Raw genomic sequence first — 240 nt, forward strand, 5'->3', positions numbered from 1 at the left:
GTCACGCTCGGCGGCACCTCGCTGGAGACGGGCAAGCGACATCCGACCCTGGGCGACGGGGTGATCGTCGGCGCCAACGCCGCGACGGCTCGGGCGAAACCGGCCCGCAACCGGCACATGGGGAGCGAAATGGCCCTGCTCAAGATCGCCCGCATGGGGCACCCGGTCCTCAGGACCCGGGCCCGCGAGGTCGAGGACCCGACCGACCCGTCGGTGCGCGCGCTCGTGCGCTCGATGATC

At 72.9% G+C, this 240-nt stretch carries 1 pseudogene; it reads left to right on the forward strand.

Annotated features, from left to right (window positions below):
- A pseudogene (locus SB754_RS22680) lies at positions 1 to 240 on the forward strand (hypothetical protein); the annotation flags it as partial.

It is taken from the genome of Leifsonia sp. SIMBA_070 (assembly GCF_046534635.1).
GTDB lineage: Bacteria > Actinomycetota > Actinomycetes > Actinomycetales > Microbacteriaceae > Leifsonia.